We start from the raw sequence: 6,731 nt of genomic DNA, 5'->3' as shown, positions 1-6,731 counted from the left end.
ATTCTATAATCGCAAATCAGCAGGTATCTTATCCCCCGATTCCAGCAACACCACATCGCCGGGTACCAATTCCCTTGCGTTGATCTCGTAGGATTCACCTTGGCGTAAAACCCGGGTTTTGGCGCTCACCAAATTACGCAAAGCCTGGGCGGCCCGTTGCGCGGAGTATTCTTGAAAAGTACCGATGACCGCATTGAGCATTAAAACCGCGGTGATAAACCCGGCATCCGACCATTCCTGGATACTGACGGCCAGCAGTGCTGCGGCTATTAACACATAAATGAGAGGACTGGCAAACTGATGCAAAAACACCATTGCCACATGCGGGGGATTGGGCCTGGGTAATTCATTAGGTCCATAGTGGGTCAATCGAGAAGCGGCTTCTGAATGCGCCAAGCCGTGCCGAGAGGTTTGAAAATCCGCAAACACCTCATCTATTGAGACCGCATACGGGCTCTTGGATAAAGAACCGTCGCGTAGTTTAGACACAGCCTTACCTCGGTAATTTGATGTCACTGCTATATAAGTATAATGGATGGTTTTGGAATTTGAGGACAATAAATTCTGGAAAACCGATTTTCGGACCGCTCTCCAGGCCCAACCGCTATAAGTCTCAATTATTCAAAGACTTAGATATTTTATTGTTATAAAATAGAGACTTAGAGGGTAATTTTCTGAACAATTGCAATAAAATTGTTATACTACGCACCCTAACTGTCCCCGTCGGTTAACAGGATAAACCCCAGACCTCCTAAGTCTGTACTAGAGGTTCGAGTCCTCTCGGGGACGCCATACAATGGCTATATAAGGTAAGGAGTCTCTGGCCGGATACCCCCTGCCAGAGACTTGACTGATAATCAAGTGCCGGCGTTTTGCGCGTCCAGCTTGATCTTGATGTTATGGCGATGCGCTTCCACTGTGCGTACACTGATGTTGAGTTCGTTGGCTATAGCCTTACTGCTCATACCCTGCTCCACCAAAGCCAGAATCGTTTTCTGCCGTTGCGTTAAACCCAGTTTATCGCTCTCTCCACCACCGGATTTGGAAAAATCATCGTACATCATTTGCGAAACACAAGAGCTGTAGTACGTGTCGCCTTCGCAAACGGTTTTAATGGCACTGATCATTTCGCTGGCTGAGACGTCTTTAACGATATAACCATGTGCACCGCATCGAATCACTCCCTGAATATATTCTTTATGCTCGTGCATGGTAAGGATGATCACTTTAGTATCCGGGTAGTTTTCGCGTAAATGCTTGGCGGCATCCATTCCATTCATAACCGGCATGCTAATATCCATCAACACCACGTCGGGACTTAAGGAGGTCACCTTGTGTATGGCATCACGACCATTGATCGCCTCACCCACCACTTCAAACTCCGACTCCCGTTCCAATCGTGCCCGAATGCCATCTCTCACCACCGCATGATCGTCCACCAGAAGCACCTTTACTTTCGGTTTTTCCTGTACGATGTGATCGCTGTGCCCCATTGTATTTAATGAGCCCATTGTATTTTCACTCATAGTTATTACCACCCACTCTAAGTTTCTAAATTTAACGGTGTATGTATTTTAAGAGGCGCTCGCACCTCTATAAATGTGCCTCTTCCAATATCGGAATGTATAAAAAACGATCCTTGTAACAATTCAATACGCTCTCGCATATTGCGTAAGCCCATGCCCTGAGAGTTTCTGGATTTCCGCATAGCCTTTTGTAAACTAAAACCTTCGCCATTATCCTCAATTCTAATCGTAACATTGGCATCTGTGTGGGACAAATTCACCAACACTTTTGTGGCATTGGCGTGTTTATCTATGTTAGTTAACGCTTCCTGTACAATTCTGTACATGGCTGTTTCCACGTCAGACGGTAAGCGTAAAAAATTACCATCTTGTGCCCCTTTCAATTCCACATCCAACAAACTTCGCTCGGAAAAGCGTCGAATCAAATTAGCCAACGCCGGCGCCAGCCCCAGATCATCCAATACGCTGGGACGTAAGTCATGCGATACCCGCCTTACTTCCGCGATGGCTTCATCTAAAAATATCTGTGCAGTTTTTATGTCTTTTAATGCTTGCTCGGAATCCACACTGAATTTCTCGCCAAAGTTTTCTATTTTATATTTAACGGATACGAGCAATTGATTAATACCGTCATGCAATTCACGTGAAACCCGACGACGTTCTTCTTCTTGCAGCCGCACAATTTTATGTGAAATTTTTTGAAGTCGATCCTGAGCAATTTTACGTTCGACAATCTCAGATGTGAGTTTTTCATTACGAGTAACGATTTCCGCCGTGCGTTGTTCCACTTTATCCGCCATTTCATTGATAGCGGTTGCCAGAGAACCTATTTCGCCACCTAAATTGGATTCCAAACGTTGGGAATAATTTCCTCTGCGAATCTCCTCTGCCAACGCTACTGTGCGTTGCAAGGGCACGGATATTTTACCGGCAAACACGTAGGCCACTAAAACAGCGATACCAGACACTAAAATTCCGATGGAATTGAGTACTTGACTGGTCTCTTGGGCGGGTTTTACGATTTGTTCGATGGGGGTAACTGTAATAATACTCCAGTTTAAACCCTTATTGGTGCCCATCTCTTCAATATCTCGATATCCCGCCACCACACGGACATTTTGCGAGTTTTTGTAAAAAGCGATACCGTGCTTACCTTCACTCAACATAGCCGGTTGTATACGGGTATCCGGTAATGGTGCGAAGCTCGCATTAGTATCATGGTTGGTAACAATAATGGTGCCCAATTTGTCCACCACATAGGTATCCCGGCTTAAACGCCTGCCTTTGTTGAACTCCACCACTGTTTTACGAATATCGTCGATATTACTTTCTATAACCAATACATGGCCGGCTTTACCGTGATCATCCAGAACAGCTGTAAGAAGATTAAATTCGGCGCCTAGTTTACTTTGTCGAGCTTCAGAAGTATAAATGCTGTCATTAGCCGCATCGCGAGTTTTGTTAAACAAGTCTTTTATACCTACAGTTACATCCCAGAGATATAACCCCTCGCTACCAGCTTGAGTGCTGCTAATAAGAACTTTACCGGAACTATCGACTAACTTTATATCATTAATGGTTTCTTGTTCAGCACTGATGGAATGGAGATAGTCTTTGAGCTGGGTCAGTTTTTCAGGATTTTTGTCCCAAATCGCTACGGTCTGTCGCAGCAACATCGCATTATTCAATCGTTGAGACAAAAAACGACTAACCATATCACCTAACAATATGGATTCAGCCTGAATGCCGTTGGATACCGTTTGGATCATGTTGTCTCTAGTGCTTTTCGCACTGATAATATTGAAAATGAACAACGGTACCACCGCGACCAGTAAGGCCAGGGCCGTAATCCGAAATTTTAATGACAGCGACTGCATTAGTTATCCGCATGTGTCTCATCCACCTCTTCAACTCTCCGGATACAACCCTGTATCACAGTACTGCTTTGCGTATACGCTTACTTACGGTGGTCATTGATATAGTAGAGGGACTAAACAAGCCATGCTTGCTCAAGAAAGCCCCCCTTTGATCCAACATTATAATATTGTTTACGTAAACAATTTTCACATGTTTTTTTTGGTTTTCCCAGCGAATCCACTCTAATTCATTGATTAAAAAGACTTAATAATTATCTCATAGCTTACCATTTTAACATTAACACCAGCTTAGAATACAATTATTAGTATTTTTTCTAAGAATATACGAAATTATAATAAATAAAAAGTACTTAGGTGCTTGTACTTAGGTATTTTGCTGGTATAGTACTCTTTAACGCCTGTAAACAACCTACTTGCAGCCAGGCACGGAACTTGGGGCTATCTATTTGTTTATCATGTCTTTTTTATTCCCCCCAAGAACCAAGAGCCACGATAATAAATCCGGCACTGTCGGAACTACGGCGCAGCGATTAAAACGGATCGTTGTAGCACTAACAGTAGGTAGACGTTTCAGTAGGTGTTACTGAAACTCGCAGACCAAAGGTTTACAGGCCTATTTGATGGTTACAAAGGGGGCGGCAATATGGACAGTCTTGTCTGGAAACATCGTACAATTCAATACCAGCACACGAATTTGCTTACGCTGCTTCGGTATGCGCAAAAACTCCTACGCCAATCTCAACGATCTTGGTTCCCAACAGTGTACCAGCCTGTTGCTAATAGCGTTTTCGGTTTTTCACCACAATTAATACCAGTAACTGAACCCCGATGCCGGTGTCGCCAACAACCCCTGTTACGACACTGGTAGTCAGCTCGCTCGTTACGTAAGCTGACACAACTTCCAGTCGCAAGTACTGGAAAACCCTTAACCGGCCATACCCCGATCTATGGCCGGTTTTTTTATACCTGAAGCTTTAAGCTTCATTTTCAGCCACCTCCAGTCTCTCTGACAGTTCCGCAACAAACATACTAAGTACTCGTACATTGGCAGACTTGGCAGGACGGACGCATCCCCTTTTTTTACAAGGTGGGCTACGCACCCTACAAAGCCAAGTGTGAAACCGCCATTTCGGTTATTCAACAATGTTTTATTCTCTTACAAATTCCTCGGTTGGTTCGACACCAGGATAGCCACGTTATTCGGTTAAATAAAAAGTGATGGTGGTTACCACGCGAACGTCTTTCTCTATTTTAGCTGTATCTCCGTATTCGGAACCGGCGTCACGAACGTAAAAACTCCCTTGTCGCGCATCGCGAATTCCCCCTACGTTGACACCGGCATTTTCTGCAAACTCATTGGCGGCAAGGCGAGCATTCTTGGTTGCTTCCCGCAACATTTCCGGCTTGATGTCGTTTAAGCGGGTAAACCGGTAGGTTGGTGGCCGGTTCTCCACATCGATCCCCTTAGCAATCAATTTGTTTACACTGGCACGGACAGCACCGACTTTGTCTACTTTTGACGTTTCCACATTAATCGAACCACTCAGCATGTGAATCTGATCCACCAGTTTTTGTTTATCGTCCCGGTATTCCTGGTAGCTGTAATCCAATACACCCAATTCAATCTCGGCATCATCGAATCCATTTTGTTTTAACAAATCTCGAATCGTTGCCTGATGTTGTTCTGCTTGTTGGTACAACTGCGGAACTTGGGCGCGTTTGGCTCCGGATACTTTAAACCCCACTGACCAATTTGCCTGATCCGACGTTACCCGACGTTCGGCCAGTCCTTTCGCTTCGGCCGTGTTGAGAGCGACTTTGGCGTTATACAAAGTCTGGCTGACAAAATAACCGGCTGATGCTAACCCCGCTGCCACGAATATACCTAATAAAACCATTCCGCTGGATTTGGTACGGTCCATAGAAAGTCTCCATATAATTTTCGGCTGGTTTCTTAAGTATATCGGTCCAAGGTTAAATGTCACCTTTTTGTAAACTCATATTTCGTAATCCGTTACGGCATATTAATTGCTCAAGTTACCTGCAAAACCAAGGAAGGAATTTTCATGTTCTATTACGCTCCCGCACAAATTGCAGACAGAGATTACTTTATTTACGGTCAAGACACCGACATCAACCAGCATTTGAAAGCAGTCTTGGAAATCAGCAATCCCAAAGGCAGATTTCTGGGATTCATTCCGGACCTCAAACAAGCGTTAAGCTCTGACTCCAAACAACTCATTGTCTCTTGCGAACCGGAATCTTTAGATGCTTTTGAATTTCAAGCTGATCCCGATACAAAGTCGCGTTGTGTTTTTATGCCCATTCCCATGGGAGATACTTGGTCCTATTGGGAGGCCGCCAAGTCATTTTCGAAACACTTAAATCGCGCCAGCTATAATGAGAAACCACTTTCCTTCTCAAAACTGGCATTACCCGGATTGATCGAATTTTTTTCCGACAAAATGCCGGGAGCGTTCAGCGTTAGTGGAAATAACTTTATCTGGGCAGAAACAGGATACTTAAACCATTGGAAAAACCTGTGGCAGGAAAATACAGCCGTAGTGCAATATATTTCGGACAGGTTAACGGATTTCAGCAGTAAATATCACTACAAAACCTTACTGAACGGTAGCGCACCCGAAGTTTGGGATTTGTATTTTTCTCGCTTGTTTCACCGGGTTCAATATATGAATTATGTAAATATTAACCCCGGGGATATCGTAATCAACGCAGGAGTTCACACCGGTTCAGAAATCCCGTTTCTATTGGGAAAAACCGGCCCCGATGGCAGCATCGTCAGCATTGATCCACTGGGTACAGAGTTTTTAACGCCTTATGTAAGACAGTTTTGCAAACAATATCCACAGACACTCACGTTTGTTGACGCGGCCCTGACCAACTACAAAGGAGAAATTGAACTTCCGGTGGGTGGTAATCAAGATCAGGTCATCGGTCTGCCTTCGGCTAAAACCGCCGGCTTACCGGTTAAAACGTTTCCTTGCCTGACATTGAACGATTTAATCGAAACTTACGCTCTACCTCAAGTGGACTACATGAAATTCGATTTGGAAGGCGGAGAGGAACATGTGATTGATGATATCGTAGAAGTCTGCACTCGATATCGTTGTCAAGTGGCCTTGTCTATCTATCACAACCCCACGCACTATTTGACTTTACCAGCGACGATGATGCAAGGTTTATCTGACTACAATTACTACATTGAACATTATGGCTTCATGCGCTACGAAACCATTCTTTACGCCATACCCAAAGAAAAGGATGTTAACTATCAACGAATTCAGCTGGAGTTATACTGAAGCACCGG

Annotated in this window: 5 protein-coding genes and 1 tRNA gene; 2 read left to right on the top strand and 4 right to left on the bottom strand. The window is 44.3% G+C overall.

Annotated elements, in window-relative coordinates:
* Positions 1–3: 3 nt before the first annotated feature.
* Complete coding sequence (locus tag OEY58_20725) at positions 4–489, bottom strand: cation-transporting P-type ATPase (GenBank protein ID MDH5327886.1); 486 nt, start codon at positions 487–489, stop codon at positions 4–6.
* A gap of 227 nt (positions 490–716) precedes the next feature.
* Between OEY58_20725 and OEY58_20720 the strand changes: the two genes are divergently transcribed.
* Positions 717–792: transfer RNA gene (locus OEY58_20720), tRNA-Arg, on the top strand.
* Positions 793–857: 65 nt separating this feature from the next.
* On the opposite strand, the gene OEY58_20715 is transcribed toward OEY58_20720, so the two are convergent.
* The 3 genes from OEY58_20715 to OEY58_20705 form a co-directional block, all read right to left on the bottom strand.
* Entirely contained in the window at positions 858–1,526 is a 669-nt protein-coding gene (locus OEY58_20715) for a response regulator transcription factor (protein ID MDH5327885.1), read from the bottom strand.
* A gap of 17 nt (positions 1,527–1,543) precedes the next feature.
* Positions 1,544–3,403 carry a histidine kinase gene (locus OEY58_20710; GenBank protein MDH5327884.1) on the bottom strand — a complete coding sequence of 620 codons (1,860 nt, stop codon included), beginning with the start codon at positions 3,401–3,403 and terminating at the stop codon, positions 1,544–1,546.
* A 1,196-nt stretch (positions 3,404–4,599) separates the two neighbouring features.
* Positions 4,600–5,325: an SIMPL domain-containing protein gene (locus tag OEY58_20705; GenBank protein ID MDH5327883.1), complete on the bottom strand. Its 726-nt coding sequence runs from the start codon at positions 5,323–5,325 to the stop codon at positions 4,600–4,602.
* Positions 5,326–5,469: 144 nt separating this feature from the next.
* Here OEY58_20705 and OEY58_20700 point away from each other — a divergent pair, with 144 nt between their 5' ends.
* Positions 5,470–6,723, top strand: coding sequence for an FkbM family methyltransferase (locus OEY58_20700; protein MDH5327882.1), 1,254 nt, complete (start codon positions 5,470–5,472; stop codon positions 6,721–6,723).
* Positions 6,724–6,731: the final 8 nt, after the last annotated feature.

The sequence above is a fragment of the Gammaproteobacteria bacterium genome (assembly GCA_029882975.1).
Classification (GTDB): Bacteria; Pseudomonadota; Gammaproteobacteria; order SZUA-152; family SZUA-152; genus JAJDNG01.
This window is presented reverse-complemented; position numbering and strand designations above follow the sequence as displayed.

Coding starts and splice junctions, on each gene's coding strand:
- OEY58_20710 (MDH5327884.1), bottom strand. CDS start 3,403: ATGCAGTCGCTGTCATTAAAATTTCGGATTACGGCCCTGGCCTTACTG.
- OEY58_20715 (MDH5327885.1), bottom strand. CDS start 1,526: ATGAGTGAAAATACAATGGGCTCATTAAATACAATGGGGCACAGCGAT.
- OEY58_20700 (MDH5327882.1), top strand. CDS start 5,470: ATGTTCTATTACGCTCCCGCACAAATTGCAGACAGAGATTACTTTATT.
- OEY58_20705 (MDH5327883.1), bottom strand. CDS start 5,325: ATGGACCGTACCAAATCCAGCGGAATGGTTTTATTAGGTATATTCGTG.